Annotated in this window: 21 protein-coding genes and 1 tRNA gene; 5 read left to right on the forward strand and 17 right to left on the reverse strand. The window is 40.9% G+C overall.

The genetic code is table 11. The annotated features are described in order from the left end of the window. Position 1: 1 nt before the first annotated feature. A complete protein-coding gene (locus BEL04_RS07040) occupies positions 2 to 778 on the reverse strand; it encodes a sialate O-acetylesterase (RefSeq protein ID WP_066001701.1) in 777 nt (258 codons plus the stop codon). Between the two features lie 124 nt (positions 779 to 902). Between BEL04_RS07040 and BEL04_RS07045 the strand changes: the two genes are divergently transcribed. Together BEL04_RS07045 and BEL04_RS07050 are read left to right on the forward strand one after the other, a co-directional pair. Then, positions 903 to 992, forward strand: a tRNA-Ser gene (locus BEL04_RS07045). Positions 993 to 1,137: 145 nt separating this feature from the next. Next, on the forward strand, positions 1,138 to 1,737 hold the full coding sequence (locus BEL04_RS07050) for a dihydrofolate reductase family protein (RefSeq protein WP_066001704.1): 600 nt from the start codon (positions 1,138 to 1,140) through the stop codon (positions 1,735 to 1,737). A 49-nt stretch (positions 1,738 to 1,786) separates the two neighbouring features. Here the strand turns inward: BEL04_RS07050 and BEL04_RS07055 are convergent, their stop codons facing one another. Together BEL04_RS07055 and BEL04_RS07060 are read right to left on the reverse strand one after the other, a co-directional pair. Next, positions 1,787 to 2,899 carry a deoxyribonuclease II family protein gene (locus tag BEL04_RS07055; RefSeq protein WP_066001706.1) on the reverse strand — a complete coding sequence of 371 codons (1,113 nt, stop codon included), beginning with the start codon at positions 2,897 to 2,899 and terminating at the stop codon, positions 1,787 to 1,789. 145 nt (positions 2,900 to 3,044) lie between these two features. Further along, positions 3,045 to 3,608 (reverse strand): molybdenum cofactor guanylyltransferase, encoded by a 564-nt coding sequence (locus BEL04_RS07060; protein ID WP_175404010.1) that lies wholly within the window; start codon positions 3,606 to 3,608, stop codon positions 3,045 to 3,047. Between the two features lie 374 nt (positions 3,609 to 3,982). Here BEL04_RS07060 and BEL04_RS07065 point away from each other — a divergent pair, with 374 nt between their 5' ends. Together BEL04_RS07065 and BEL04_RS07070 are read left to right on the forward strand one after the other, a co-directional pair. Continuing rightward, the gene (locus BEL04_RS07065; RefSeq protein WP_066001710.1) at positions 3,983 to 4,681 is read left to right on the forward strand and encodes a Crp/Fnr family transcriptional regulator; all 699 of its coding nucleotides are present in this window, start codon (positions 3,983 to 3,985) and stop codon (positions 4,679 to 4,681) included. A gap of 174 nt (positions 4,682 to 4,855) precedes the next feature. Beyond that, the gene (locus tag BEL04_RS07070; RefSeq protein WP_066001711.1) at positions 4,856 to 7,192 is read left to right on the forward strand and encodes a S9 family peptidase; all 2,337 of its coding nucleotides are present in this window, start codon (positions 4,856 to 4,858) and stop codon (positions 7,190 to 7,192) included. Positions 7,193 to 7,227: 35 nt separating this feature from the next. Here BEL04_RS07070 and BEL04_RS07075 read toward each other — a convergent pair whose 3' ends face one another. Genes BEL04_RS07075 through BEL04_RS07085 form a run of 3 tightly spaced genes read right to left on the reverse strand, consistent with a single transcriptional unit; the run spans position 7,228 to position 11,213 of the window. Further along, complete coding sequence (locus BEL04_RS07075) at positions 7,228 to 9,024, reverse strand: hypothetical protein (protein WP_066001712.1); 1,797 nt, start codon at positions 9,022 to 9,024, stop codon at positions 7,228 to 7,230. Between the two features lie 9 nt (positions 9,025 to 9,033). Next, positions 9,034 to 9,969, reverse strand: a complete 936-nt coding sequence (locus BEL04_RS07080) for an NAD-dependent epimerase/dehydratase family protein (protein ID WP_066001714.1) — start codon at positions 9,967 to 9,969, stop codon at positions 9,034 to 9,036. Between the two features lie 53 nt (positions 9,970 to 10,022). Then, positions 10,023 to 11,213, reverse strand: coding sequence for a glycosyltransferase (locus BEL04_RS07085; protein WP_066001716.1), 1,191 nt, complete (start codon positions 11,211 to 11,213; stop codon positions 10,023 to 10,025). A gap of 131 nt (positions 11,214 to 11,344) precedes the next feature. Here BEL04_RS07085 and BEL04_RS07090 point away from each other — a divergent pair, with 131 nt between their 5' ends. Further along, positions 11,345 to 12,703 carry a hypothetical protein gene (locus BEL04_RS07090; protein WP_066001717.1) on the forward strand — a complete coding sequence of 453 codons (1,359 nt, stop codon included), beginning with the start codon at positions 11,345 to 11,347 and terminating at the stop codon, positions 12,701 to 12,703. A 5-nt stretch (positions 12,704 to 12,708) separates the two neighbouring features. Here the strand turns inward: BEL04_RS07090 and BEL04_RS07095 are convergent, their stop codons facing one another. The 11 genes from BEL04_RS07095 to BEL04_RS07150 form a co-directional block, all read right to left on the reverse strand. Next, positions 12,709 to 13,785, reverse strand: coding sequence for a glycosyltransferase family 4 protein (locus BEL04_RS07095; RefSeq protein ID WP_066001720.1), 1,077 nt, complete (start codon positions 13,783 to 13,785; stop codon positions 12,709 to 12,711). 26 nt (positions 13,786 to 13,811) lie between these two features. Further along, entirely contained in the window at positions 13,812 to 14,786 is a 975-nt protein-coding gene (locus BEL04_RS07100) for a DUF563 domain-containing protein (RefSeq protein WP_066001722.1), read from the reverse strand. 10 nt (positions 14,787 to 14,796) lie between these two features. Next, complete coding sequence (locus tag BEL04_RS07105) at positions 14,797 to 15,753, reverse strand: GDP-mannose 4,6-dehydratase (protein WP_066001727.1); 957 nt, start codon at positions 15,751 to 15,753, stop codon at positions 14,797 to 14,799. Positions 15,754 to 15,786: 33 nt separating this feature from the next. After that, entirely contained in the window at positions 15,787 to 17,031 is a 1,245-nt protein-coding gene (locus tag BEL04_RS07110) for a glycosyltransferase (RefSeq protein WP_066001729.1), read from the reverse strand. Positions 17,032 to 17,067: 36 nt separating this feature from the next. Beyond that, complete coding sequence (gene asnB, locus BEL04_RS07115; protein ID WP_066001732.1) at positions 17,068 to 18,966, reverse strand: asparagine synthase (glutamine-hydrolyzing); 1,899 nt, start codon at positions 18,964 to 18,966, stop codon at positions 17,068 to 17,070. Positions 18,967 to 18,979: 13 nt separating this feature from the next. Continuing rightward, complete coding sequence (locus BEL04_RS07120) at positions 18,980 to 19,879, reverse strand: glycosyltransferase family A protein (RefSeq protein WP_066001734.1); 900 nt, start codon at positions 19,877 to 19,879, stop codon at positions 18,980 to 18,982. Positions 19,880 to 19,922: 43 nt separating this feature from the next. Further along, positions 19,923 to 20,807 (reverse strand): FkbM family methyltransferase, encoded by an 885-nt coding sequence (locus BEL04_RS07125; RefSeq protein ID WP_066001736.1) that lies wholly within the window; start codon positions 20,805 to 20,807, stop codon positions 19,923 to 19,925. Next, a complete protein-coding gene (locus BEL04_RS07130) occupies positions 20,804 to 21,559 on the reverse strand; it encodes a bifunctional 2-polyprenyl-6-hydroxyphenol methylase/3-demethylubiquinol 3-O-methyltransferase UbiG (RefSeq protein WP_175404011.1) in 756 nt (251 codons plus the stop codon). The genes BEL04_RS07125 and BEL04_RS07130 overlap by 4 nt, the downstream gene beginning before the upstream one ends. Before the next feature lie 170 nt (positions 21,560 to 21,729). Next, a complete protein-coding gene (locus tag BEL04_RS07135; RefSeq protein ID WP_175404012.1) occupies positions 21,730 to 22,770 on the reverse strand; it encodes a glycosyltransferase family 4 protein in 1,041 nt (346 codons plus the stop codon). 1,362 nt (positions 22,771 to 24,132) lie between these two features. Beyond that, positions 24,133 to 24,705, reverse strand: coding sequence for an acyltransferase (locus tag BEL04_RS07145; protein WP_066001745.1), 573 nt, complete (start codon positions 24,703 to 24,705; stop codon positions 24,133 to 24,135). Position 24,706: 1 nt separating this feature from the next. Then, positions 24,707 to 25,687 carry an SDR family oxidoreductase gene (locus BEL04_RS07150; RefSeq protein WP_066001747.1) on the reverse strand — a complete coding sequence of 327 codons (981 nt, stop codon included), beginning with the start codon at positions 25,685 to 25,687 and terminating at the stop codon, positions 24,707 to 24,709. Position 25,688: the final 1 nt, after the last annotated feature.

Here is a 25,688-nt window from a genome sequence, read left to right on the forward strand (position 1 = left end):
TTTACTTTGTTTTTTGCATCTTAAGCATTTGTGCCGCAAACCTTTTACCCAATTCCTCAGCCGAGGTTCCGACAAAATGCGTGGTATCACCTTTATGCACCAGGCCTTCGGATGTGGCCACCGCGGTAAAAGGTACCTGGGCGGGTAATTTAGCCAGTTCGGTATTGATGTTGGCATAAACCGGCCGGTAACGACCAAGTTCGCCAACAATAAATGGCAGGCTGGGGTTGCCAACCAAAGTGCGTACACGCGCTATCAGTTCGGTCAACCGGGCCAGGTAAAGTTTTGCCTTTTCTGGACTGCTGTCCGATTCGCCCTGGTGCCATATCACACCTTTAATGACACCATATTTCATCGCCTCGGTTATCCGAGCAACGGCATCGTCCCAGGGATGGGTGTCGGTAGCTTTATCATAAGCGCCAGGTAACCAATGCTCAATAGGAGTGCCGCCAACGGCGCAGGGTATTAGTCCGATTTTGGCTTCAGGGTAGACCTTGGCCATTTGAAGGCCAAACGCCAGCCCGGGGCCAACTCCTGCAATTTTAGGCTTATCAAAATGAAGCGGGTGTTTGGCCTCAACCCATTTCAGGTCTTTGGTCAGCATCAGAACCCGATCGTTACTTTCATTTTTCAGCTCATCGGTGATCGGCCCGCGGCCTGCCATATTCGATTGTCCGATCAGGATATACAAATGAAAGTCAAGGTCGGGCGTTTGTGCGCTAACGCTTATAACAAGACTTAAAAATAACGCGATTACAGAAAGGACTTTATTGGTCATGATTGAATTGGCTTGAGCAAATATTGCAAATTACACCGCACACTTACACAATGTAAGTTTTTTTTACTGATATGATCAAAAGTTTTATATTTGCACCCGCTTTCGGCTCATGGGCCGGAAAAACGGAGAGATGTCAGAGTGATCGAATGTGCCTGATTCGAAATCAGGTGTACTGTAACAGGTACCGGGGGTTTGAATCCCTCTCTCTCCGCCAATAGTAAAATGCTGTTCATCTTAATGGGCAGCATTTTTTTTGTCGCATTTTGCCCTTTAATTTGCCGTATACACCCCTCCATTTTCAATCAATTGTTGCTGAGATTTGTATGTCTTAATAAAACCAATTGCAGGAGGCACATAACATGAGAAAAATAATTGTTTTGGAGTTCATCACGCTGGATGGTGTGATACAGGCGCCGGGCGGCCCGGAGGAGGACCCGTCGGATGATTTTAAATACGGCGGCTGGAGCGCACCTTTCGACGACGAAGTTGCAGGTAGGGTATTCCCAAAATTGCTGGCTCCTGCAGATCTTCTTCTGGGCAGAAAAACCTTCGACATATTTGCTGCTTACTGGCCCCGGCATGCCGAATATTGGCCGGGCATTATGGATGTCACCAAATACTGCTTATCTAACACGTTGAAAAAGTCGGATTGGAAAAACTCGGTGATTCTTAACAATGTAGATGACATCAAAAAGCTCAAAAATTCGGAGGGCGGCGACATTAAAGTTTGGGGCAGCAGTGGGCTTGTTCAGCTATTGCTGAAATACGATTTGGTTGATGAACTCTGGCTCAACATCCACCCCATTGTCTTGGGCAAAGGGAAAAAGCTGTTTGATGCCGAAGCAATGCCGGCGGCATTTGAGCTGGCAGAAAGCCATGTTACATCGACCGGTGTTATTATGGCCAATTATAAGCGTAACGGAGAAGTGAAAACAGGCAGAATGGGGCCTCAGGAATAATAGAACCCCACAAAAACGCCGACCCTCACAGTAACGGCGTTTTATTAATTTACGATTTTGGCGCCTTGGGCGGAGCTTCGGCGTGAGGGTGATGCGTGCTTGCGATCAGTTCGTGAGCCTGGGTGCGGGTATGCCCCGGAGGCGCCAATAGCAGCCCGGCTTTTGATAAGCCTATCCAAAGTGTCTGGTTTTGGAAAGCGATGGTGCCGCCGCCACGTTTGCGTTGCGAGATCATCCTGTTGATGTCGCCTATACAAACCCATGGCTGGTGCAGCGTTATCCCCCATTTGGCATGATCGTTGGTTTCGGGCCAGGCCCAATGAGCGCCCATATAGCCTAAATTGATATATTTGATATCGAATGTTTTGTGGATACCGTCCGAATCGGCGATCGGCGGTATCGGCCCACGGATCCATGTTTCATCGTCCATATCGTCCTGCAATATCGGGCCAACCAAATCGTTCCAAAAGTCTTTGTTCCACTCGCGGTTCTTGGCAATCACTTTGAAAGGCGTCCCACCGATCGACTTCAGGTCAATACTATCGCCCAGGGGAGCCGGTTTGGTAGCAGTACCCTGAGCAAGCTTGTAAAGCGCATCGGTATTTGGCAAATCGGCCGTGTTTGGGAAATACACCTGTGGTTCCTGATGGTCGTACATCTGCGCGGCAATCAGACGCGCTGTTGCGATATCGAGCGATATGCATAAATAGGTTTGCCCGTATTTTGGTGTAGGGTCGGTCGTTGCGTCGGGGTCGGCAAATTTCGGCCACGAATGCAGCAGCCAGAATGCAGTTCCCGACTGTGTATCGAACGCTAAGACGCCTTTGGTATGTCCCTTACTGCCATCATCGTGCCGGTTAGCTGTTGCAGGCAACTCATCGTTATACAATATCCAGCCTGTTGTTTTTGCCGGGTTCTTAAAGTTGGCAAATACAGAGTCGAGCGTAAGGTTCAGTGCGCCCTTACCACTGTTAAGCGTATAAGGCGATTTGAGGATATTCTTTTGCCGGGGATCGGCGTTTGAGTCGATAGTCGAGTCGTAGTAAACATATTCGTAGCCGGTGGCGGCATCGCATCCTACACCTGCATTTAACTGTGGCACTTTATAAATAAACCACCAGTCAACGGGTTTGCCGCTTTCATCGAGTGCTGAAACATTCATGATCTAAGGGATTTGGTTTATGATAAAGATGCGGAGATATTTATCAAATAGCAATAGGTGTTTTTACCGTATTTTATCAACAAAGTTTCAAATAAGGTACAATACTAAGCTATAAAGCAAAAACATCTCACTTGCTCTAAACTTATTACAAGTTATTATGATTTTCAAAACTCCCGGGCTCAGTAATAGTGAGATTTTTGGTTATAGCAGGCATCAGCACTTTCTGCAAGCTCCATTTTTGAAGAGATAAGGTACCCTGTTCGCGGATAAGTTTTTTTAACCCGCGGCCGGTATAGATGGCACACAACGGCTCTGCAAAAGCATCTTGCCGGTAGGCATAAAAATCATGGCCCGCATCGTCATTATACGTGTTAATCAGACGTTCGATCGTGGATTTCTGCATATTGATCATATCGCAGGCCAGCAATAACAAATCTTCATCAGGATACAATGTATGGACGCTCAACAAACCATTCAAAGGCCCGCCTATGTCCATCGAATCGACTATCAATTGATCTCCCGAAAAAAAATTAAGGTAGGTCAGTTGCTGTGTCTTGTTTATGGAAACCAGTACAGGTAAACCAAATACATTTAGTTTATCTGCCATGTATGCCGCCCAGCAACTGTCTCCAATACGGATCAACCCTTTATCGGTTCCCATCCGCCGGCTTTCACCGCCGCATATAATTACACCACGTAGTTGTTTCATCCTATAGTTAATCCACATTTCGGGTGCAGGTTTACTTTCACCGCACAGATTAAGCAAATATACATTCAACGATTTTAAATACGCCAGATCAAGACAAAGCTGACAACCGGAATATCCAAATGAGATTCAGTAATTCTTTTATAATTTATCAAATAAAATGCATTGTTTTTTATTGATAATAAAAAACAATGATTAAAAATTACTGCAACCATCAAAAAAAAATGGAACATTTAAAATATCAAAGTAAAAAATCAGACATAATTCGCAATTATTTACACAATCTTGCAAAAAACATAAAAAAAAGAATTATTTTTGTGAGTTTTTATTGATTTATATTGAAATAATTATAAAATTATTGATCCTATCGCCCACATATGAAAAAAAGCAAACACGATTGCGATCTCCAGAGCTGTTTTTTATGCCGGTCATGTGTCAAAGAGTGGCAGCCTGCTATCAGCGCCAACCGAAAGAACTTTGATGTGAAAAAGGGCGAAGTTATATTTAAGGAGGGCGACCCGGTAACCGGTGTTTGCTTCGTATATTCCGGAAATGTTAAAGTTCATAAAAAATGGGGCAATGATAAAGAGCTTATTGTACGGTTTGCAAATAACGGTGCCATATTTGGCCACAGAGGTTTAAATACAAACACATACCCTATATCTGCAACAGCTTTAGAACCCACCAAAATTTGCTTCTTCGACCTTGATTTTTTCAATGCTACCTTAAAGGTAAATCACGATTTTGCCTATAACCTGCTCATGTTTTTCGCCAGCGATCTGCAGGAATCTGAAAAACGGATGCGTAACCTTGCCCACATGCCGGTTAAAGGCAGGCTGGCCCAATCGTTACTTACCCTGAAAGATCAGTTTGGCGTAACTGACAACAACAGGCTTAACATTGAACTTACGCGACAAGATCTCTCCTCATTTGCCGGCGCCACCTATGAAACTGTTTTCAGAACGATGAACGATCTCATCGCCGATGAATTGATCAAAGTAAACGGCAAAAACATTGTTATTGTTAACGAAAAGGGGCTTCTCGAACTTACAAACGACAACCAGTCCGATCAGTAATCTGCAAACCCGCAACCCGCTGCACGGGTCGGTTTTATTTCTTATCTTCTGCCTTCAGTTCATTTGGCACTACTATCATTAATTCGTTACACAAACTGCAGGATAGTGTAATGCTATTTTTTTCTATATTGGTGCTTTTAATTAACTGACCAATAAACAACTTATTCACACAAAATGAATAAATCTCTCCTCGCATTAACTGCGTTAGGCATCTCGCTTACAACGTATGCACAACAAGGCGTGGTTGTTACCGCCAAAGATTACGAACATGCTGAAAGCTTTCTGGGCAGTAACCCGGCCCTGATCCAGCACAATGGCATTGCTCCGAATTGGCTGCCAGATGACCATTTTTGGTATCGCACAGCTGATAAACAATTCATGTTGTTTAACCCGGCAAAAGGCACTTCTACCTCGGCGTTCGATCATCAAAAGCTCGCCGCGGCGCTTTCGTCAGCTACAGGTAAAACCTATCAGGCTACCGACCTGCCTTTTCAAACCATTAGTTTTTCGGCCGATTATAAAGGAGTTATCTTCCTGGTTGAGGGTAAACAATATAAGTTCGACATCAAAACCAACCAGGTAAGTCCGGATAACTCGCCCATCACGGCGCCGGTAAATGGCGGAGGTTTCAGGGGGCGTCGTGCAGGCGGCCGTGGTGGAAACGAAATCTTATCCCCCGATGGCTCGAAAGCGGCATTTATCAAAGATTACAACCTTTGGGTGCGTGATGTTAAAACAAATACACAAACCCAGCTAACAACCGATGGGGTTAAATACAACGGTTATGCTACCGATAACGCGGGGTGGGCCGGGAGCGACAGGCCCATCCTGATATGGTCGCCCGATTCGAAAAAGATAGCCACTTTTCAACAGGACGAACGCAACTGTAGTGATATGTACCTGGTAAGCACTAAAGTAGGTGCACCGGTGCTTACCCAATGGAAAAATCCGTTACCTGGCGATAAGGAAGTAGCTATGTTAAGGCGGGTGATTATTGATGTCGATAATCCCAGGGTGATCAGTTTAAATGTTGCACCCGATCCCCACCGGTCGACCTTAAGCGATGATATTAAGGGCGGAGCAGGCTGGGCAGATGTTTACTGGAGCGATGATGCCAGCAAACTGGTTTTTGTTTCCACCAATCGCGATCATAAACAGGAAAAAGTACGCATGGCCGATGCAGCTACCGGGGCCGTTCGTGAAATATTTGAAGAAACGGTTAAAACACAATTCGAATCGGGTTGGGAAAGCATCAACTGGCGTTATCTAAGCAAAACGAACGAAATACTCTGGTTTTCGGAGCGCGACAACTGGGGGCACCTTTATCTGTATGATGCTGCAACAGGGCAACTAAAAAACCAGGTTACCAAGGGAGATTACGTGGTGACGAGCGTTGAAAAGATCGACGAAAAGAACCGTGTGATTTATTTTACTGTTGACGGCCTGCAGCCCGAAAACCCATACTTTGGCCAGCTTTGCAAAATAGGTTTTGATGGCAAAGGTTTTACGATATTAACACCGGGGGCCGGAAACCATATCGCCACCATATCGCCTGCCGGTAATTACATTACCGATACTTATTCAAAGCCCGATGTCCCGGCGGTAACTGTATTACGTAACCTGCAGGGTAAGCAGGTAATGGAACTGGATAAAACTGACATTTCGAAATTGCTGGCCACTGGCTGGAAGCCTGTTACACCATTCTCGGTAAAAGCACACGATGGCAAGACCGATATCTATGGCATGATGTGGACGCCTACAAAACTGGATCCGTCAAAAAAATACCCGATCATCGATTACATCTACCCCGGCCCGCAGGGCGGTAGTATAGGCTCCAGCTCCACAGCCTGGTCGTTCTCTGTTGCCCGTGGCGATAACCAGGCGCTGGCCGAATTAGGGTTCATCGTTGTTGCCATCGAAGGCACAAGCAACCCCTTGCGCTCTAAAAGCTTCCACGATATGAGCTATGGCAATATGGCCGATAATACACTAGCCGACCAGGTTACCGGCATCAAACAACTGGCCGAGCGGTATTCGTATATCGATATCAACCGGGTTGGTATCTGGGGGCATTCGGGCGGTGGTTTTGCCACTGCCGGAGCAATGTTCCGTTACCCGGACTTTTTTAAGGTTGGGATTTCGGAATCGGGCAACCACGACAACCGCAATTATGAAGATAACTGGGGCGAGCGTTATAATGGGTTAACGGCAAATTCGGATTACGATGCCCAGGCCAACGAGAACCTGGCTAAAAACCTCAAAGGCAAATTGATGCTTGCACACGGTTTAATGGACAATAACGTCCCTCCTCAAAATACCTTACTGGTGGTTGAAGCTTTAGAAAAAGCCGGCAAAAGTTTCGACCTCGTTATTTTCCCGAACAGTGCTCACGGTTACGGCTCATACTCATCATACATGATGCGCCGCCGCTGGGATTATTTTGTGAAGAACCTGCTTGGCGCCGAGCCGCCTTATGACTATCAGATCAAACCCCGTGGATTTGGTCAATAAAAAAGAAGCCCCTGAAAATACAGGGGCTTCTTTTTTTAATTATACCGTATCGATAAGCTAAATCGCCCGGTACCGATATTCTGCTCGGCGAGGATATCCTTTATGATCATTTCGTAATCCTCATCAATGGCGTTAGTCGAAATCAAGACAATATCAGGCTTAACTTTGCTGCATATATCCCGCAACTGGTCTTTACCGCCATATATTTTATAACCGTACAGATACATGTTATGCTTCGATTCATCATCGTCAATCCAGCCCACGGGCCGCAGCTCGTGCTTATGGTTTTGCAGTATCTCTTTAATCAGCAAATACCCGCTGTCGCCGGCTCCGTAGATCATCACCTTTTTTTCGATGTTGCGGTTACGGTTAATCACCTCACCAAGCCAGCGGTAAAACAGCCTCGAAAACACAATACCGGTAAACGTAAGCAGGTAATCGAACATAAAAAAGTAAGGTGTATAAACATTCATCTTACCCTTTATAAATAATATACCCACTAAAATAAGGGTAGCGATGGTGATAAACATAAAATAACCAGCCACTTCCAACACTTCCATATAACGCCACAGGCGATAGTAAAGATTGCTGATATACAACAACGATATTTTAACACATATAAAAGTTGCCAGCACTACATAATCATTAGCTAAGCTGATGTGGATGGCTTTTGTAGAGATCAGGAAGGAGCAATAGATGATTAATATATCGGTAAACAAACCAAATATTAATTTCTTGTGCATCATAAAAAAACGCAGCGAGAAATTATTATCATCCGTTTTCTGGCCACGCATTTTCAGGTACGACAGTTTCTCTTCCGATTCGTTATACACTTTTACTTTAGACAACAGTACCGAGAAAGCGATCGAAAAAACCGCAAGCAGTATAACGCACAGAATCAGGTTATTAACCTGAAACTTGTACATCAACAGGCACAAAACACCCCAGATAGCGCTGATCACATACAGTACGATCACTGCTTTTTTTTCGCTCAGCCCCAAAGCAACCAGCCTGTGCGAGGTATGGTCGCGCCCGCCCTGGTCTATCCTGCGGCCTGCCGCAATACGCTTAATGGTTACCAGGGTTGTATCCATAATAGGCAAAGCCATCAGCCCGATAGGTATTAACAACATTAATACCGCCGACGAAGAGCCCAGTTTACCCTGTACAGCTATACTTAGAAAAGAGAGCGAAAAGCCCAAAAACAAGCTACCCGAATCGCCCATAAAAATGCGGGCGGGCTTAAAGTTGTAAAACAAAAAACCTGTGGTTGCACCGGCTATGGCAAAAGCCATTAATGCAAGGGTAAATTCGTTATTTAACAGCCCCAAGACGCCCGAAATAATTGCTATAATACCCGATATCCCACCAGCAAGGCCATCCATATTATCGAGCAGGTTAATAGCATTGGTAATGCCTATTACCCAGATAAAAGTTAAGGGTATGCCTGCCCAGCCCAATAAACCGCCACCAAAGGTATAGCCATGATAAATAAGCACAAACGAACAGGCTATTTGTGCCAGAAGTTTTACAATTGGTTTTACCTCCTTAATATCATCTATGAGGCCTATGCCAAACATCACCAGGGCGGCTATATATATCGTCCAGTTAACAAAGCCCGATATTGCATTAAAGCAGAAAACTGCTACTGTAAAAGATGCAAATATACCTATACCTCCCATCAGAGCCGTAGGACGGGTGTGCCACCTGTCGTTACGCGGATAAACAACCCACCCTTTGCGGCTTGCCAGCTTAATAACTAAAGGCATTATAGCCAAACTGGCAATTAAGGAAGCAACACCCGCCAGTACCGCTTTAAGTAAAAAAGACATTCACTGTATTTATTTAGAGAAGCTATATTTAAGCTCAAGTATTTTGTTGATGCCTTCATCAATGGTTAACAAATCGCGGTTTAAAACCTGCAGCATCCGTGAATTGTCGGGTTGTCGCCTGGTCATATCACCTTCTGATAATGGATCGAGATGCACAATGGACGAAGATGACTCGGTAAGTCTAATTACTTTTTGAGCAAGCTGTAGTACACTAATCTCTTTTGCGTTACCGATATTGATTACATCATTCAAATAAAGTCCGTCTTCAAATATACGGGTGGTGGCTTCAATATTATCATCAATATAGCAAAACGTCCGGCTTTGGGCACCGTTACCATAAATGGTAATATCCTGATTGTTCAGCGCGGCATTAATAAACTTTGATACCACAAAATCAGTGCTTTGCTTAGGGCCATATGTATTAAAAAATCTGAATATGGTAAAATCGATACCATATTCTTTATGGAAAGATCTGAAAAAAGCCTCGCCTACATTCTTTACAATAGCATAGGGTAACCTGGAGTTAAGAGGGGTGGTGTGCTCGTTCTGCGGGAATTCGACCGGCTCGCCGTAAACTTCGGATGAAGACGAATAAAATATACGCTTTACACCTGTGTTTTTTGAAAGATTCAGGATATTCTTAATCCCGTCGATGTCCTGCAAAACCGATATAGGGTTATTCAATGTGCGTTTTACACCAACCAAAGCAGCATAATGAAACACATAATCAAACTTGAACGCCAGCATCACAGCTGCCACATCGTTATAATTATTGATATCGCACTTAATAAATGTAAAGTTATCGTATCCCTGCGGAAGATTTTTTACTGAGCCGGTGATCAGATTATCGGCCACTACTACCTGGTATCCCTTTTTTTGCACGAGGTGACAGGCAAGTGCACCACCAACGTTTCCTGCGCCGCCCGTAATTAAAATCTTCGTCATAAATATAGTTTAATAGATTATGTAAGGGTAATTAACAAGGGTGAAATTAAATATTATTCTAATAAATGCCTATACAAATCTTGAGTTTCTGACAATAAGCGTTCGTAGGAATAATTTTTCAAGGCAAAATCTTTTCCGTTTTTCGACATTTCGACCCTAAGGTCTTTATTTACAATTAACTCCTTTAACTTTTCAGCATATTCTTTCGCATCCAGGCTACACAGGAAACCGTTTTCCCTGTTCTGAACTACATCTTTAACCCCGCCCACATCGGTACATATCACAGCCTTTTGCGACGCCATTCCTTCGATTATACTTACAGGGGTACCTTCATTTAGCGATGTCAGCGCTATAACATCCGACCCGGCATTGATCACATCAATATCCTTACGCCACGATGTAAAGATGATATCAGCACTGTAATCTCGCTCACCAAATCGGCAAAAACTCAGGTTGGTTTGTTTAATTTCTTCGATAATAGGCTCCATCAATTCTCCATCACCAACTATAAATAGCTTAAATTTTAAACCGGGGTTATCCTGCTTAATTAAGCTTACCGCCTTTATCAATAGCGAATGATTCTTTATCGGCGCAAGCCTCCCGGTAATACTGATCACAACTTCATCGTCGGTAAGCTGATAAAAAGAGCGGAATACTTTACGCTTTTGTGCATCATCTTCGGTAAACCTGCTTAAATCGAACCCCAACCTTATAACGTGTACTTTATCGGCTTCAACTATGCGGTATTTATTTACCAGGTCGTTTTTTTGCGCTTCGCTGATAGCAACTATTGCTGTACTGATACCACATAAATAACGTTCGACGGCTAAAAAAATCTTCGTCTTGAGCGGCGAAAAATAGCCGTCGAAAACATTCCCATGATAAGTATGGAGGATAACCTTAGGCCGGTTACGGCTGTGATATGCAGCTAACCTGCCCAATACGCCGGCTTTTGCAGCGTGGGTGTGTACAATATCGGGCTGATATTTTTTTACAAACTGCTTTATAAATTTATATGCCCTAAAGTCTTTCACGGGGTGTATGCTGCGGTACATATCAGGAACGAACCTGTACTGCACTCCAAGATCATCCAATATATATTCCGAGCTCCCCTCATCCGGCTCCTTGTGCCCTGCCAGTACCATTGTTTGATACGGCTGTTTCAAATATTTTGATAAATATGCCACATTGTAGGTTGGGCCGCCAACGTTTAAACGATTAAGTATCCGTAAAATTTTAGGCATAACACATTATTTGAACAGCCTGCAAGGCGCCGGTATGCCTATTGATAACTTTAACTTTATACATGGCATAATTATAGTGAAATATATTTTGTTATTTTACATCTGTTGGTAAACCCCAAAAACATCCTGGTGTGATAGCGCAAATAACTACGATTGATTATCTTTTACTGCCATTCTACCTGGTACTTATTTATAAGTTGGCTTATCACTACCGGGATAAGTTTTATCCCGATCACCATCCATTCAAACCGTACTTTATACCTGGTTTAACAGCAAAAATTGCAGGAGCTATTTTTATAGGGTTGATCTACAATTACTATTACCAGGGTGGTGATACCTTTAATTTCTTTTTTCATGCTAAAATAATTAACTCAACACTGATCTCATCACCGGGTACCTGGTTCAGGCTTATAACCCATACCGCCGATCAAAGTATTTATGCCGATTCGCAGGCATTATCTGACATGTTTTGGTACGATGATGTATCCGCCTACTCTACCTCGTGTTTGGGTGCGGTTATCGGTATATTTTGCTTTACAAAATATCTGGAAATTAATGTCATTGTAGCTTCACTGTCATTTGTGGGGATGTGGCTGATGTTTTTAACATTTGCACAACAATATAAAACAATAACCAAATATATAGCCATAGCTGTTTTATTTATGCCGGGACCTATTGTTTGGGGAGCCGGCCTTTTTAAGGATAGTTTCTGCATGTTTGCAATAGGCGCTTTAATTTACAGTATGTATCTCCTGTTCGAAAAAGGTACCTTAAAATTATCATTGGTTCTGCTGGCAGCATTCTCAATAACATTATTATGGTTAATTAAGGCCTATATATTGATAGCCCTGTTTCCAATCTTAATTTTTAAAATCATATTGGTTCACAAAAAGAGAGTGGCGCTGCACCCTGAAAGAAAACTGATTTTTTACATTGCCCTTATTGGGATTTGTTTTATAGGTTACAAAGCAGCAAAAGCAGCAGCAAATTACCTGTCGGACTTTAGTACAGAAAACGTATTGGAAAAAGTAAAAATACAAAAGGATTATCTATTGCGGGTTTCACTCGATTCGGAAGGTTCGGCATATGATCTTGGCGATTTTGAACCAACAATACGCGGGATATCAAAAATGATAATACCAGCCATTAATGTTACATTATTCAGGCCGTATATCAGGGAATCAAAAAGTGCTATCCAGCTTTTTAATGCGCTTGAATCTACAGGGGTAATATTGCTGACCTTATACATGATTATAAAAAGGAATATTTTAAAAACAGTTAAAAAGATTTATAAGGACCCCAATTTGATCATGTGTTTATTTTTTACACTGGTCTTTGCTTTTTTTGTTGGTGTTTCGAGTTACAATTTCGGTTCGTTATCAAGGTATAAAATACCATGTACACCGTTTTATATCCTCTTCTTAATAATCATCATATTTGACCGTACAACATCGGCAGATAATTTACCTGCCGGGAAGGTTGATAACTGAAAGCTTTAAAGATTATCGAATATACCCAGGTAAACATGCGCGGTATTTTTTACCGAGAATTGCTTTTCAACTTTTAAACGAGCCCGTTGACCAATTGCCCGGCGCAACGCGGGATCCCGGCATAAAGCCATCAATCTGTCCAGCCATTCCTGCGCTGATAAAACCAGATAGCCGTCGACCCCATTTTCAATCACCCTATCGTTGCATCCTACATTAGTTGCCACTGTTGGTATACCTAATGACATATACTGCAGTGCTTTTAAACCGCTTTTGCCCAATACCCATTCTTCATTCTGCGGGAGCGGATAAACACCGATATCTATTTTTTGCAGGGTTTTAATTTCCTCTTCTTCCGTCCATGCTATAGCCTCCATATCAAGGCCCGGAATATAGAATGAGGTATCGCCCATTACTAAAAGTTTAAATGGAATTGTTTTTTGCAACTCGAGCAAAACATCCTTTAACAAATATAAATACTGCGAGGTACTGTGACTGCCACTCCAGCCAATAACCAACCGGTCATTATTATTGTAGGAATTTACGGGGATATACGCATCGGTATTGATCGTCGACGAAATATCGGTAGTATGTTTATTGTACTTTTTAGCTATCTGATCAAGGTATGGGGTACAGGTTATGACATGGTCGGCGTTCCGCATCAGGTATATGGGCTTACCTTTCCCCTTTAAGAAAGCCAGGATCTTGTTTTCGTGCTTTATATCCTTCAAAAAAACAAGATCGTCAATATCATAGATTATTCTTTTTGATAATCTGCACAGCATCCATTCAAAAATTGGCAAACCCAATGGTGTTCCCCATAAATGAATATAGACGATATCGTATTTATTTACTGTACCTAAAAGGAAGTATCGTTTAAAATAGCTTATAACGGTATAGATAATTTTGCTAAGATATCTTCCATTTTTATAAACAATATTCCAAAATCTTAAGCTGATAAATGAATTATAGGTAACATGGTAACCGGCCTTATCAAATTCGGCATAATATTGCTCAAACTTTAACCGCTGACTGGGGGCTACATTGTACGGGTATGGAACAATAAAAAGAATCTTCTTAGTCATTATCAATAATAATCCAATTATGCTCCTTACAAGTTACTTTGTTTAGGTGTTAGTACAGAAATGAAATCGGATACGTCGATCGATAGATCGGAGTGGTCAATATCATGATGTTCAGCAGCTACTTTCAAAAAATGACATTCGTACGCCAATGACGCAGCGTCGGCTAAACGGTAATAACACAGATTCATTTTATCACCGTATGTTAATTCGCGATATAGTTCAACTACCCTTGTACCTGGTTGCATAAAAATCATATTGGTAAGTGCAGCACCATGTATCGATATCACTTCCGAAGCTTCGGCAAACATAGCAACCTGCTCGTTAAAACTAATTTTTTGCGTTTCAACAATTTCATATCCATTATCAAGCAAAGCTCCGTATACTTCCTTTTCGTTCGTTACCATTCTTGAGCGTTCGTTTATCCGGCTTACGTAGATTTTTCTAAATGGCTTTGAATATTTCTTTGCGACATACATTTCCCTCAATTTTTCAATATGTCTGTTACAAAAAAAACCCGAAACAGGATTGCTCAATATAACAGCATTATTGATATAATACAGGTTTTTGGGTTTTAAATATACAATTGCCGAAAACTTAAACTTTGTGAGCGACTCTGACGTAAATGCAGGATACTCCTTTGGCAAAAGCAGGGTGTAGTCTTCATAGTTAATTTCAGATACCGCCAATTTTAATAATGCTTCGGCTAACCAATGATGATAGCCGCCCGACCAAAAATTATGAACAATCAGATACTTATCTTTTTTTAGGCGTTCCTTGTGCGAAAAAAAAAAATATTTTAAAAGGTAGATACGGAAAAACCAAAAATTAAATTTCCCAAACAACAGTTCGCGGATGAGTGACAGATTTTTTGCCCCGACCCCTGACGATGTCAGAAAAAAACCCGAGTACTCCTTTCCCGTTATTATCTTGCTGGCATTCTCATTCCCCTCAGCAACAATGTTAAGCGATTGCAAATAACTCTTAAGCTCTTCGCTTTTCATAATTTGTACGTTATTGATTATTTAATCTAAACCAATTATAAAAATTCCTTATACCCTGCTCTATCGTAACTGACGGAGCATATCCTAACAATTGTTTTGCCTTTGTTATATCCGCGTATGTGATATCTACATCGCCGGGTTTTTTATCAATCATATTAATGTTTACCGGTACCTCAGCTACTTCTTTTATAATTTTTATCAGCTCGTTTAACGAAACAGGGTACTCGTTGCCCAGATTTACAATTTCAAAAACATTGTCATTCGCCATCAGGTAATTGGCTGCAAGATTGATACCGTTAACAATATCGCTAACATAGGTATAATCTCTCGAAGTGGATCCATCGCCGTACAGCTGTATAGGTTTATTTGAGTTTATTAACTTAAAAAATTTGTGTATGGCCAGGTCGGGCCTTTGCCCGGGCCCGTACACCGTAAACAATCTTAAGCATATAATATCGATACCGGTTAAGTGGTGCATGGTTTTACAGAGTAACTCACCGGCTTTTTTTGTTGCAGCATAAGGCGAAATAGGCTCATCGGTTTTTGCACTTTCTAAAAACGGCACCTTATCCGTGTTTCCGTAAACCGACGATGATGAAGCAAATACAAGTTTTTTAATGCGTTTATTTTGCATAAAATTCAATATCGCCTGTGTGCCTTGTATGTTGGTATCGATATAACCTGATGGATCATTGATAGAGGGCTGTATTCCGGCTTTTGCGGCCAGGTGAATAACACAATCAATATCATCAGGCATGCCTGTCGAATCTATATCCAATATTGAACTTTTGAAAAAAGAAAATGAAGTGTATTTAAAAGCGGTGTTAAGATTGGTCTCTTTTATGGCTTTTGGGTAAAAATCGTCAAAATTGTCTATCCCTATGACTTGTAAACCGGCGCCTAATAATTGGTTGATTAGGTTACTACCAATAAAACCAGCAGCGCCAGTGACTAAAATTTTCTTCATTTCTTATTTAATAAACCGTTATTTTCAAAAACATCATACCGTTTCGCCCATTAATTCATGGTATATATTATCATAAAACTTAACGCCTTTTTCAAGGCTGCAATACTCGTATGCTTCGCTGCGCATTATCTGGGGGGCCTTTGTGCTTTTTTCGATCTCTGCAAACAAACCAAAGCAACTCCCCTGTGAAATATCACCAGTAATGAAAATTTCAAGGTCATTCTTTAGCTTATTCACGTCGCCAATATCGCCGTATACCAATGTCGGCAATCCACAAGCCAGGTATTCGCCCATCTTTGTTGGGCTGCGAGCTATGTTTGACCATCCCTTCGCATAAAAAACGTACCCCAGGCTGCCAATGTTAAGGTACCTGTAAACTTCTCTAAAGGGCGATTGAATTATTGTTATCTCATCGGGTTTGATTTCCAACTCGTCGAGTGTTACAAGGCTATCCGCATTCAGGGAATCCTTTGCCAGCAAAAGCAAATGTGTATGTTTAAAATACAGTTTATAATAATAATAAACCTTTAATATCAAATCGGTTGTGTAACTCCCTCCCACGGCCCCGGCGTAAACAAACACTTTGGCATCTGCATCAATTTTTAATTGTTTTTTCAGATCATTGCGCTGCTGTAAATCGGTAAGCTTAAAAAGCTCAAAATCAACGCATGTAGGTACAACACCAATTTTTTTTTCATTGATCCCCTCTGCTTTAACTATATATCCTTTACCGGCATCAGTCAGGCTGACAATTTTGTCCGATTGCTGATAAAATTTCTGTTCCTGCGATTTAAAGAAAGAATAAACTATTTTAAACAGCGGTTTTTTCAGATCCCACATCCCTCCTTCAACGCGCTCTTCAATCCAGAAACCACGCATATCGAAAATGAACTTTATCTTTCCTTTCGTAATTTTTTTCAGGTAAAGCCCTGCCATTGCAGCTATATAACTGCGGCAATGAACAACATCGTATTGATGCTCCTTTTCTAATGCCGCCGCCATTTTTTTCATTTTCCACAGATCGAAAAGAGTTGAGATCACCGGCGGTTTTTTAGTGTACATAGCCGGACACCAAAGTATATTACATTCATCGGTTATCTTCTGAATAGCATGTTTTTTCTGTTCGAAGGCTTTTTTCTTTTCAAAACTTATAATTGTAAACTTAAATCCCTTTTTGCTTAGCTCTTTTAAATAAGATATAACCTGACTCTCTCCCAAAGAATCAGTCATCCCGTCATACGAAATATATAAAACGTGTTTCACCGCTTTTTCAGTCATTATCGAAAACTTTCAAAGTCCGTCTTTTTAATCGTTTCAGAACCACATTTCATACCACATCTGGAACATTAATAAATACCATATCTGCAGGTGCTTTTCAGTCCTGCCATTATAAAACTGCGTCAATATTTTCCTAACTTCCGCTATATTAAACAACCCGTGCTTACGCAATTTTTGCTCACTTAAATAATCTTCAACCACCTCTCTCAGATCATTGCGAAGCCATTTTTCAACCGGTATGCCAAATCCCATTTTCGGGCGGTCCATTATTTGCTGTGGCACATATCGATGCACTATTTGCTTTATGATATGTTTTTTATCGCCTTTATAGTACTTAAGCTCTGATGGTAATTGCGCGGCCCATTCAATAATGTGATGATCTAAAAAGGGTTCTCTTCCTTCCAGGCTTGCAGCCATTGTAGCCCGATCCACTTTTTGTAAAATATCGTCGACCAGATAAGTTTCATAATCAATAGCCATCATATAAGCCAGCGGGTCACTTTCTGAATCAATCTCCATAACCCGGTGCTGGGTAGACAACGGTAGTATCGGTTGGCTAAATAATTGACCGATCTCGCTGGAGGTAAATGCCTGTGTAAGATTATTCATCAACTCGGTTGTCGATGGATTATTCAACAAATTCCGGAGCTTATTGTAACGGCTATGAAAATTTTGCATTTTATTGAGCACGGGCAATTTTTCAGACGAAATAGTCTTCATTGCACTCACAGTTAATCTTCGTATTGGCCGGGGTATTGAGGCGATCTTTTTTCCGTACCGTGCTATATAGTCGTAACGGTTATAGCCTGCAAACACCTCATCACCGGCATCGGCCGATAATGCCACTGTTACTGTTTCTCTTGCCAAACGGCTTACCAGCATTGTTGGAATGGCACTGCTATCGGCAAATGGTTCATCATAATAATGCTGTAGTACAGGTATTATCTCAAGAGCTTCTTTTGCAGTGCAATAATATTCGGTATGGTCGGTATTTAAATGCGTCGCTATCTGTTTAGCAAAAGGCGCTTCGTCCAACTTATTTTCAATGGTGCCAATGGTAAAGGTTTTCAACTTTTCGGTGCTCTCTTTTTGTAGCAGCGCGGTTACGCACGTACTATCATATCCCCCGCTTAAAAATATGCCTACGGGGACATCTGCTACCATGCGATATTTAAAAGCCTTTTGCAAAATAGGTTCGGTCGCTGTAATGGCATCCTCTAAACTTATATTTAACTTTGGCTTGTTATAGTAGTCATAAACATTCCAATATTGCTCAATGCATACTTTACGGGTTGATAAATTTAGTTTTAGAAGATATCCGGGCGCAAGTTTAAAGGTATTATTGTAAATGGAGTGCGGCGCCGATACATAGCCGTATTGCAAAAAACTGGCAACAGAATTTTTATTGATCTCCTTTTTAAACCCCGTATGGAGCACTATAGCTTTTAGCTCTGAAGCGAAAGCAAATAAACCGTCGCTATGATAGTAGTACAAAGGCTTCACACCTGCCCTATCTCGGATAACTATAATTTCATTGGTTTGCTCATCATACAAAACTATGGCAAACATCCCTATCCAGCGATGTATGCTTGCATTGCCCCACTCTTTCCACGAATGTAATATAACCTCCGTATCCGAGTGTGTTTTAAACTGATGGCCTAAAAGTATCAGTTCGTTTCTAAGTTCAGCGTAATTATAAATTTCTCCGTTAAATACAACATGCAGTCCGTCATAGCTCATTGGCTGGTCGGCATTGGTGCTTAAATCAATAATTGATAAGCGGCGATGCCCAAGGCCTATCTGAAAGCTGTCATGCTGCCTGAAAAACAGCCCTTCCCCATCCGGGCCTCTATGTTGCATAGTTCGTGTCATTGCCTGCAACAGATCAGCAGAACTATCGCAATTGAAGTCAACAAAACCGGTTATGCCACACATTACAATAGAAAAGTTACTTTTTTAACAGGTATTTTATAATGGCTAAAGTTCTTTTAGTGCCGATGATGACAGGCGATAGTTTAAATGCTTTAACAGCAAAAGTGATAGCCCGACTTCGTTTTCTGCCTTCAATACTAAAATACAAGGCAGTAAGATAGTACATTTCAGCCATCGCCTTTTTATATACGGTTTGTTTTAAACAAGTATCTAATCGTATATTTTCGTCAAACGCCATGGTTCTTTTTAATGTATTCTCACCCGTGGCAATGTTCATACTTCTCAGGTCATGCTCAATAATGGCCGAGGTAATTGTTGGCAGCCCTAAAATATCGTACCGACAGGCTATCCTTAACCATAAAAGCCAATCTTCGGTGCCCGACAATTTCCTGTCTTCCGAAAATCTCAGTTCGTCAAATTCAACCTTACGGATAAATACATTATTGCAGCTAAGAATATTATGCTTAATTATCTTTTTGTTTAATAAACCCGTATTTGCTACAGTTGGACGTATTTTTTTCATCTTAACATCCGTCCAATCATAGCCCGAATGAAACGTCACAACGTCGGGGTTTTCACTAATAAACCTGCTTGCTGTTTCCAGGTGGTTTGAATAAGCTATATCGTCACTGTCAAAAAAATTAAGATACCTGCCTTTTGCCAATGAGGCTCCGTAATTCCGGGCAGCACCCCGTTCGGCATTTGGTTTCCAATAATAAGCTACACGCTCATCCTTAATATCTTCTATTATTGCTTTGGTGTTATCTGTTCCTCCATCATCAACAACTATGATCTCGTAATTTTTGAAGGTTTGATCAAGCAAACTTTTAATTGTTTCGCCTATTAGTTTTGCTCGGTTATATGTGGGAACAATAATTGAAAATTCGGGATGAGAACTGGTATCACTTAAAAACATTGGCAAAGTTTGATCCCTTAGTTACAATTTAATAGTTTAAAGATTAGCTGTTTTTAGGCAAAACTGCTAATAAATTATATTGGAATATGTTGCTAATATAGTTATACGCATTTACAATGGGAACAAATTTATCATTTTTCTCAACGTACAACTCATACCCCAATTTTGTAAAATAATCGATAATTGCATTTTGAGATGAGCCATGCTTCTGTAGCCACTCATCCGTTATCTCAATATGGATACCCGGCAGCCATTTTTTTAAGCTGTTTTCGGCACCGGCTAATACTAATGATTCAAAACCTTCAACATCGATCTTGATAAATTTAACATCGGTTAAATTTTCTGTCCCGGCAAATTTATCCAATGATGTTACAGATATCTGCACCTCACCCAGCCCCTCAGCCGTGGTGATGGCGCCCCCTCCTGTATTATCAGCTGATATGATCATATTAAGTGTAGCATCCTTATCGCCTAAGCCGAGATTTACAGGATAAACATAGGCCTGCAAATTGGGGTTTAACTGTAAATTATCGGTTAATTGCTCAAAAACAAGCGGGTTAGGTTCAAAGGCATAGATTTTAAAGTTGCTGATCTGGCTTTTATGCGCATATTGGGCAAGCTTTAAAGCAAAAGCGCCGCAATTTGCACCAACATCAATAATTATACTATTGTTAGCCACATATTGGGTAGCCTTTCGCCACGATAGATCTTCAATATCGGCAAACACATACCATTGCATATAGTCACTGAGCAAAACATTAAAGAATACACCATCGCGCTTTACCAACCGGTGCGCAGCCTTTTTATACGCAGTATGCAGCGGGATGAATTTAATAAGCCATGGCAAATACTTTTTAGCTGCAACAAAAAAGCCCTCGATACCCAGATAGGCAACTAACCGGTGGATAATCTTTACATGCTTTTTCATTTTACCACAATTGCTTGTTCGGCCACTTTATGGCCGATAACCGGCTCTGATATCGACCTGCCTATGTAAAAAAACAAGTTGCCGTTATGTGGAATAAACCACCCTAAACCGATCGAGAACCACCCGATCAACAAAAACACGACGCTCTTTACTGATGTGCATTCGCGCAATGTTGCAGGAAATGGCCAGGTCTTTTCGCCGACTTTATATTTTATCTTTTCGAAGCCGGCCCGTGTTAAAACATCCAGTTGATTATTATAATCGGCATAAAAAATATGCCGCGGAAAATGAGCTGCCATTTGGCCTCTTTTTTTACGTCGCTTAAAAAACCATCGCCTCAGAGCGCCTGCAATAGTAAAGTTTTCTTCGAGCGGCCCTTCCAGGATCAACAACCCACCGGTACTTAAACGCTCTTTAAAATACGCTAACATCTCTGAGGGGTTCGTTAAATGCTCGAGCACATTACCTAAAAAAATAACATCATACAAATCAGTTTGCGATGTAAAATCGCCTATCGTTAAAAATGAAGCACCAGGAATTGCCTGCGCAAGGCTTTGCACTAAATCTTCATTGTATTCTATGCCGGTTACCTGGTATCCTTTGGCTACTGCTTCTGCTACAAATTTACCATTACCACAACCATAATCTAATATCCTGGCATACTTTCCGGCATTTTCAACCTTTTTAAACAACCAGTCGTAACACCCGGTTGCCGACGTAATTAGCTTACCCTGATAACTTGTAGGGTACATTTTGTCGAAATCATCTGCAACCGGCAGCGGACTGAGGTAGACCAAATTGCATGCTGCACATTTTAAATACCTGAATTGTTTATTATTAAACAAAGTATCCTCATAACAGGAATCTATGACTTTCTCAGAGTTACAAAATAAACAGCCCATTATTGTTACGATTTAAATCTTCAGCTTTCATATAACTGTATAGTTTTATTTATAAACGAGGCAAGGTCAAATTGCTGCACCGATGTTTTTCCATTGATTATCAGTCTTTTCCTTAAATCCTCATCCGTTAACAACCGGTAAGCAGCATTGTATATTTGTGCAGTGTTTTTATAACCGACAACCAGTGCGTTTTCTTCGTCTGTTATAAACTCATTGCCAATACCCGATAATGTAAATACCGATGGCACCCCCGATGCCAATGCCTCAACATATGTTTGCCCGAATGCCTCAAGCTTGTCGTCAATCGGCACGTGTATATATATATCCAACAGCTTGTAAAGCGCCTGTATATCGGCCTCAAACGATATTTCGGTATAGCTATCCCGGGGTAAATATTCGGTTAACAACTGCCTTACGGTCGTAGCGTATTCGCCCGCAGTATTTGCAAACACAAAATGCAGATCGGGAAACTTTTCTTTCAGCTTGGCTAACGCTGGTATGATATATTCATGGCCTTTAAATTTAGTGTATCTTGCAATCACCCCCACTATTCGATGATCGTTGCGAAAACCATATTTGTTTCGCAATAAAGTTACCCTTTCGGCATCAACATTGTCAAAAGCAGCCAAATCAAACCCATGATGAATCAAAGTAACCTTTGCTTCATTAACACCTTCCATTTTAATTAACACCTGCCTTGTAACATCAGATATGGCAATAATGTCGGTAGCCAAAAAGTTTACCATTTTATCTGCCAGCACTGCTTTTTTATGGAATACGTGGTTTAGCGTTGAGCTGTGACGGGTATAGATACGTTTTTTTATCCGCGATAGATATGCAGCCATTTGCCCTAATATATCAGCCTGACGCAGATGGGTATGGACAATATCGGGCTTTATATGGTGTAATTGGAGATACAATTTATACAGCAAAACCAGAGCCTGAGCCTTGCCTTTATATTTCACACGGGTCACCGGCACATTTAGATCTTGTAAAAACAACTCCATATCGCTAACATCATCGTTAATCAATATAAAATGCAGCTCGATATTATTTTCCAATAATCCAGTTGTTAACCATTCAATGCCTAATGATTTATAAATGTTATACAGAATAAATACAACACGCATATTTTTTAATGGTTACTTAAACTGGTTTTAATTTTGCCGGCAACTATAAACCTGTAAATGGCAATCATCAGTAAAAACAAGAATAAATTTGTTATTACCGTTGAAAGCGAAGCACCTAAAAATGAATATTTTTTTATCAGGTAATAATTAGCGCAAAAAGTAAAGGCAATTGAAACTGCTGAAACCACCAGAATCATTTTAAACATTTTGAGGAAGAGAAATATGGTGAGAAAAAAATTACACAATGTCCACAAAAAACAGCCAATTAATGTAATATACGCATACTTCATTGTTACGTAAAAGTTTTTATTGATGAGATAGGTATATGCCACCCATATAAAAACACATATCGCTACAAAAAAAACAAGTTGCAACAACAAATATTGATAAAATTTAGGAAGCACTACATCAAATGATTTGTGCTCGGCCAGGTCTTTATACATCGGCGGGATAAGCGTGAGTGAAACTGCGTTGCTTACTACGATAATTATTGAGGAGAAATTTGTAGCTACTGAAAATAAACCTGTCCGTGATATGTTCTCAAAATAACTGATAAAAAAATTAGTTGAGCCGGTGAGCATGAAAATACAAACCTGCATAATTATTATAGGCACAAATGCCAGCAGTTCGGTTTTCCAATGTACAACATCAAGGCGGCCTTTAAAGTAACCTCTCTTATAAAAAAAATAAATAAAAAAAATTGTTGGAAAAAAAGAGCTGATAATTATGCTGATTATTCTGGCCTGCCAACCAAAATGAAACCATACAATCAATACGGTGGCCAATAACAATTCGATACCCAGCTCTGCGCCCGATGCATAAGCAAACTCTTTTTGCATTAAATTATTGCGCAGCATGTTAAGGCCAACATCACTTAAAAAATTAAAAAGCAAGGTTAATGGTATCATCCAAAAAAAAGCAGGTAAAAAACCAAACTTCTTCACAGTTATATCGAGCGTCAGATATAACAGGGCCATCAACACGGTAATGTTTATAACAGGCAGAATCAGAACAGACTTAAAGGTTGTACCGAATTCATCAGGCTTTTGCCTGAAAAAATTAGTGTTGATATTATAAATTATCCCCCAGGTAGTAAAACCGGTTAAAAGGGTTATGGAGTTATTATATATACTTAAATGCCCGAGATCGTCCTTAGTCAGGTAATGGGAAAAAAGTATGAAAGATGCAAAATAGAAAACCTTCGATAAAAATGTAGTCGAAAAATAAATGCTGAATGCTCTAAAAGTTTTGCTTTTATGTAGATTGCGCAGGTATGATAATTTAAATACGGTGTTATTGATTAACATACTTTAAAAATTTTGCTGGTATGCCAGCCCATATCTGGTATCCGGGAACATCTTTTGTAACCACTGCCGATGCAGCTATTACAGCATATTTGCCAATAGTTACGTTTTTTAAAATTGTGGCTTTCGCTGCTATCCAAACATTTTCGTGTATTTCTATTTTGCCGGTATCGTATTGCGAGAATACATCTGTCTTACTGCCGGTATCCACCATATGATTCTGATCCCTGATAACAACCATCTCGGCAATTGCACAACCTGGGTTAATAACGATACAATCTTTTGCAACTATGACACAGTTTTGCCCGATAACAGAATCATATACCTCAAGTCTGGATCCTTTATCTGCAAATAAATGGGTCCCTGGTGCCAATGAAGTATTTCTAAGCTTCAGTGTACCGCCATCAACACAGATTATATGACAGTTTTTAGCAATTTTTGATTTGAAATCAATATCTGCCCCGGGATATTTTAAACGCAAGTATGTAATCCTCAATATGTTGGTCAACTTTAAATACAGTTTACCTGAGGTTCGTATCAAAATTGCGAAAATACGTTTCATCTTAATCAAATAACCCGAATACAAGTTTTAATTGCTCCTGTAAATCTACCAAAGGCTGATATCCTATCAGTTGCATTGCTTTTTTTATCTGGGCTTTGCTATCCCGCACGTCTCCTGCCCTCGCCTGCCTGTAAACAGGTAAAATATCTTTACCTGCTATACCGGTTATTAACAGCCAAAGCTCATTTAGTGATGTTTGTCCTCCGCAGGCGATGTTATATACCTCATTAACTGCATCTTTATTTTCAACAAATAAAGCCTTAATATTTGCTTGTACGGCATTTTCAACGTAAGTAAAATCGCGGGTTTGCCGTCCGTCGCCATTAATCGCTGCGCCCCTGCCTTCCTTTGCAGCTTTAATGAATAATGGAATAACTGCTGCATATTCGCCTGCAGGGCTCTGCTTCGGGCCGAATATGTTAAAATACCGTAACCCTATCGTTTCGATACCATAAGTACGTGCAAAAACATCGGCATATAACTCGTTAACATATTTGGTTACCGCATATGGAGATAAAGGTTTACCTATACGCGCTTCAACTTTGGGAAGCTCTTTACTATCTCCATAGGTTGATGAAGATGCAGCATAGATAAGCCGTTTAACAGTTCCCGTTTCTTTTATAGCATAAAGCAAATTTAAAAAGCCAGTTATGTTTACGGCGTTAGTAGTTAGCGGGTCGGCAATAGACCTTGGCACCGACCCTAATGCGGCCTGGTGACTAACATAATCAATACCGTCAACGGCTGTTTTGCAGGTTTCAAAATCGCGGATATCTCCTTCAATCAGTTCAAACGCCGGGTTGGTTTTAAACGCTTCGATATTCTGCATAAATCCGGTCGAGAAGTTATCAAGCACGCGTACCTTACCTGCGCCGTATTTTAAAAGATATTCGACCAGGTTTGCCCCGATAAACCCGGCGCCGCCAGTAACCAAGAAACTGTGCTGGCTCAAATTAACATTGTGGTAAGGAGTCTCGTACATA

The organism is Mucilaginibacter sp. PPCGB 2223, from assembly GCF_001705515.1.
In the GTDB taxonomy this organism is placed as follows: domain Bacteria; phylum Bacteroidota; class Bacteroidia; order Sphingobacteriales; family Sphingobacteriaceae; genus Mucilaginibacter.

Coding starts and splice junctions, on each gene's coding strand:
- BEL04_RS07150 (WP_066001747.1), bottom strand. CDS start 25,687: ATGTACGAGACTCCTTACCACAATGTTAATTTGAGCCAGCACAGTTTC.
- BEL04_RS07095 (WP_066001720.1), bottom strand. CDS start 13,785: ATGACTAAGAAGATTCTTTTTATTGTTCCATACCCGTACAATGTAGCC.
- BEL04_RS07105 (WP_066001727.1), bottom strand. CDS start 15,753: ATGAAGAAAATTTTAGTCACTGGCGCTGCTGGTTTTATTGGTAGTAAC.
- BEL04_RS07080 (WP_066001714.1), bottom strand. CDS start 9,969: ATGACGAAGATTTTAATTACGGGCGGCGCAGGAAACGTTGGTGGTGCA.
- BEL04_RS07040 (WP_066001701.1), bottom strand. CDS start 778: ATGACCAATAAAGTCCTTTCTGTAATCGCGTTATTTTTAAGTCTTGTT.
- BEL04_RS07085 (WP_066001716.1), bottom strand. CDS start 11,213: ATGCCTAAAATTTTACGGATACTTAATCGTTTAAACGTTGGCGGCCCA.
- BEL04_RS07070 (WP_066001711.1), top strand. CDS start 4,856: ATGAATAAATCTCTCCTCGCATTAACTGCGTTAGGCATCTCGCTTACA.
- BEL04_RS07100 (WP_066001722.1), bottom strand. CDS start 14,786: ATGAAAAGCGAAGAGCTTAAGAGTTATTTGCAATCGCTTAACATTGTT.
- BEL04_RS07060 (WP_175404010.1), bottom strand. CDS start 3,608: ATGAAACAACTACGTGGTGTAATTATATGCGGCGGTGAAAGCCGGCGG.
- BEL04_RS07110 (WP_066001729.1), bottom strand. CDS start 17,031: ATGACTGAAAAAGCGGTGAAACACGTTTTATATATTTCGTATGACGGG.
- asnB (WP_066001732.1), bottom strand. CDS start 18,966: ATGTGTGGCATAACCGGTTTTGTTGACTTCAATTGCGATAGTTCTGCT.
- BEL04_RS07145 (WP_066001745.1), bottom strand. CDS start 24,705: ATGAAACGTATTTTCGCAATTTTGATACGAACCTCAGGTAAACTGTAT.
- BEL04_RS07065 (WP_066001710.1), top strand. CDS start 3,983: ATGAAAAAAAGCAAACACGATTGCGATCTCCAGAGCTGTTTTTTATGC.
- BEL04_RS07050 (WP_066001704.1), top strand. CDS start 1,138: ATGAGAAAAATAATTGTTTTGGAGTTCATCACGCTGGATGGTGTGATA.
- BEL04_RS07075 (WP_066001712.1), bottom strand. CDS start 9,024: ATGTCTTTTTTACTTAAAGCGGTACTGGCGGGTGTTGCTTCCTTAATT.
- BEL04_RS07055 (WP_066001706.1), bottom strand. CDS start 2,899: ATGAATGTTTCAGCACTCGATGAAAGCGGCAAACCCGTTGACTGGTGG.
- BEL04_RS07125 (WP_066001736.1), bottom strand. CDS start 20,807: ATGAAAAAGCATGTAAAGATTATCCACCGGTTAGTTGCCTATCTGGGT.
- BEL04_RS07130 (WP_175404011.1), bottom strand. CDS start 21,559: ATGTACCCTACAAGTTATCAGGGTAAGCTAATTACGTCGGCAACCGGG.
- BEL04_RS07120 (WP_066001734.1), bottom strand. CDS start 19,879: ATGTTTTTAAGTGATACCAGTTCTCATCCCGAATTTTCAATTATTGTT.